At 62.3% G+C, this 2,711-nt stretch carries 5 protein-coding genes; all 5 read right to left on the reverse strand.

Annotation, left to right across the window (positions count from 1 at the left end; genetic code table 11):
- Positions 1-74 precede the first annotated feature (74 nt).
- Positions 75-263: a hypothetical protein gene (locus tag VFW69_RS01880; protein ID WP_526497592.1), complete on the reverse strand. Its 189-nt coding sequence runs from the start codon at positions 261-263 to the stop codon at positions 75-77.
- 637 nt (positions 264-900) lie between these two features.
- Entirely contained in the window at positions 901-1,206 is a 306-nt protein-coding gene (locus VFW69_RS01885) for a nucleotidyl transferase AbiEii/AbiGii toxin family protein (RefSeq protein ID WP_526497594.1), read from the reverse strand.
- Between the two features lie 146 nt (positions 1,207-1,352).
- Positions 1,353-1,502 (reverse strand): hypothetical protein, encoded by a 150-nt coding sequence (locus VFW69_RS01890; RefSeq protein WP_526497596.1) that lies wholly within the window; start codon positions 1,500-1,502, stop codon positions 1,353-1,355.
- A 4-nt stretch (positions 1,503-1,506) separates the two neighbouring features.
- Positions 1,507-1,851, reverse strand: a complete 345-nt coding sequence (locus VFW69_RS01895) for a hypothetical protein (RefSeq protein WP_526497598.1) — start codon at positions 1,849-1,851, stop codon at positions 1,507-1,509.
- 527 nt (positions 1,852-2,378) lie between these two features.
- A partial coding sequence (locus VFW69_RS01900) for a type II toxin-antitoxin system VapC family toxin (RefSeq protein ID WP_526497600.1) occupies positions 2,379-2,711 on the reverse strand: 333 nt, incomplete at its 5' end.

Consider the following 2,711-nt stretch of genomic DNA (forward strand, 5'->3'; position numbering starts at 1 on the left):
TCTGTCGCAGACCAGGTTGGCAGGGTTTCGGTTCCCGCCCGAGGTAATCGTGGTGGCGTGCACTGGTACCTGCGCTACGGCTTGTCATACAGGGGGACATCGAAGAGCTGCTGACCGAACGGGTATTGGGTCCCGACCAGATCAGGCTGGCCGAAGACCAACACTGCCCTGAAGCGATCTCGTAACTCGTCGAGCGCGTGCCGCACCGACACGTCCCGCACCCAGCCAGGACGCCTGCTACCGGGGGCCGCGTCGCTGTTCATACCCATCGTGGTGCTGCAAACGGGCGCAACGTGCTGCCAGTATCCCGCCTTCGGTAGCTCATCATCTAGAGCACCTACGAAGTCAGTGTCGTTCTTGTAATTGCGTGCAGCTCAGGATTGGATGAGTACCGCCTTTCTGAAGCGGTCGCTGCACGACCTCGAATTCTCTGTGGGGCGAAGGCTGCCTACGAAGCAACATCAAGCCTGGACCTGCGTTTTCTCCCGGCCTCGGAGACGCAGCAGCTGTCGCGGCGTACCGCGGCTGCGGCCTGTGCCAGGCGCAGAGTATTCGAGGAGGTGGGTGTCGTGGATTCAGTTCACTCCACGGCGGCCCCCCAAGAAACGGGCAAATAGCACTGCCGGATTGCTAGCAGGGAGAGTCGTATTCCCTGGTCAGACAGACGGGGCGCCCCCGGCAGGATTCGAACCTGCGTTCCCGCCTCCGGAGGCCGGTAGAACCCTGATCATGCGTTTCTCTGGTGTCTCCTTGTCCTGTTTGCCTTAGTCGGTGTCGCATGGGCTGCCGTGGGGTCGCGCAGTTCATTGCACGAATCCTTGCACGACCACGGTCCGACAACTGCTCATCGGTCACTTTCCACCGCCTCGTTGTGATCGAATGGAAGATCGACGAAGCGAATCAATGCATCCGAGGGGAATCTTCATCACCTGGCGAGGGAAGTGGAGTGTGTGTCACGTCGTATCGAACTCCAGTTGGTTGCGCCAGGCGTCGAAAGTCGTGCGGAGTCGCTGCTGTCCTTGGCCTCGGCAAGCTCAAGTAGGCGTGCCCATATCGGTCGATCAGGGCTGCTACGTCGAAGAAATCACGGGGACGGGCTCGTCCCCACAAGGCGAGTACCTTGTCGGCGGCGAGATCGTCGGGATGAAGCACCGGCCCGAGGTCCAGCGTGACGCGGTCATGCAGCCGTCCTCCGTCGGCAAACACTTCGACCGTGCATTCGGCACCGGTTGCTGGGTTTATGGCGATGAAGCGGTGGTCAAGCGGTGGCCGTTCGCTGTCGTGCGTGACGAGGTGCTGCTCCTCGAGTGCGTGGCGCAGTGCGGCGACGACTTGGCGGGCTTCATGGTCGTCTATTCAGCGAAGAGGTCGATGTCTTTCGTCGGCCGGTTGACGAAGCCGTGCACGATCATGGCTCCGCCGCCCGCCAGCGCCAACGTGCGTGACTGCGGCAAGGCCAGTGCGGTTCGCGCGATTTGTTCCTGCAGCGGATCCAGGGGCATGTGGCTAGGCTGCCGTGCCCGCCGAGTCGATCAGCGGACGCCACGCCGCCCGGACCCACGGCGGAAGATACATCTGATCCCACAGGCGAACCAGCTCAGTGCCGTTGATCAGCTCACGGGCATTGTCCAGCGTGCCTTCCACGAGCACCATCTCGTACAAGTCGCGCCGCCGGGTCGGGTCAGCGAGATCCCACCGGACGTCGCGTGGATTGGGTCCTGACCAGAACAGCCCGGCCGGAAGACCGACACTGCCCTGAAGCGAACCTTGTAGCTCATCGAGCGCGTGCGGCACCGACACATCCCGCACCCAGCCAGGACGCCTGCCACCCGGGGCCGTGTCACCGTTCATACCGTCATGGTGCCGCAACCAGGATCAACGTGTCTCGTGGGTTCTGCATCCGCCCGTGAATCGTTCTGGTGCGACCCGACTCAGCAGCGCTGTCACCTCAGTGCGGCTGAGTAGAGCATGAGCACCGCCCTGGCACATGGACCAAAGCTGATCTACTCACAGTGATACTAGCAGGTCAGACATGGCGCCTCCGGCAGGATTCGAACCTGTGCTCCCGCCTCCGGAGGCCGGTGAAACATCGATCATGCGTGTCGCTGGTGTCTCCCGTTCCCGTTTTCCCTTAGTCATGGCCTCTGAATTGCCGTGGTGTCCCGTGGTTCATTGCACGAACCCTTGCACGAACGACGACGCTAACGACACGGCAACGTGTCGCGACGCGTACAAGGCGGTGGGGAACCCGGCATACCGACCGTCTATCCGGGCCGGTCATTGAGTGCGAGGGGTGGTACCCGGCGCGGGTCGAGCTCGGCGTAAGCGTGCGCGGCCAGGTTGCGGAACCCGGCGGCGCGACATGGACGCTATGCCGTTCACCAGATGGTTTCCACGGTGGCGAGCTGGCGGATCTTGCGATCGTAGGTCACCAGAGGAGCAGCTCTCACCAGGGCGGTAGCAGCGATTATCCGGTCAAAAGGATCAGCTACCGCGGCGCGGGGAATCTCGCTGACCGCACGGGCCACTGCATTATCGATGGGAACGACCTCGAATCCGGAGTCTGCCGCGTCGATGATCTCATGAAACGCTTCGAGATGCGTCTGCGTGAAAGTGCCTTTTTCCACGAGATAGACCAGTTCCACGAGTGTTGCTGCCGAGATCGCTAGTGGGGCGTCCGAGTCGGTCGCATGATCCATCACCTGGCGCGC

This window comes from Mycobacterium sp., assembly GCF_036273375.1.
In the GTDB taxonomy this organism is placed as follows: Bacteria; Actinomycetota; Actinomycetes; order Mycobacteriales; family Mycobacteriaceae; genus Mycobacterium.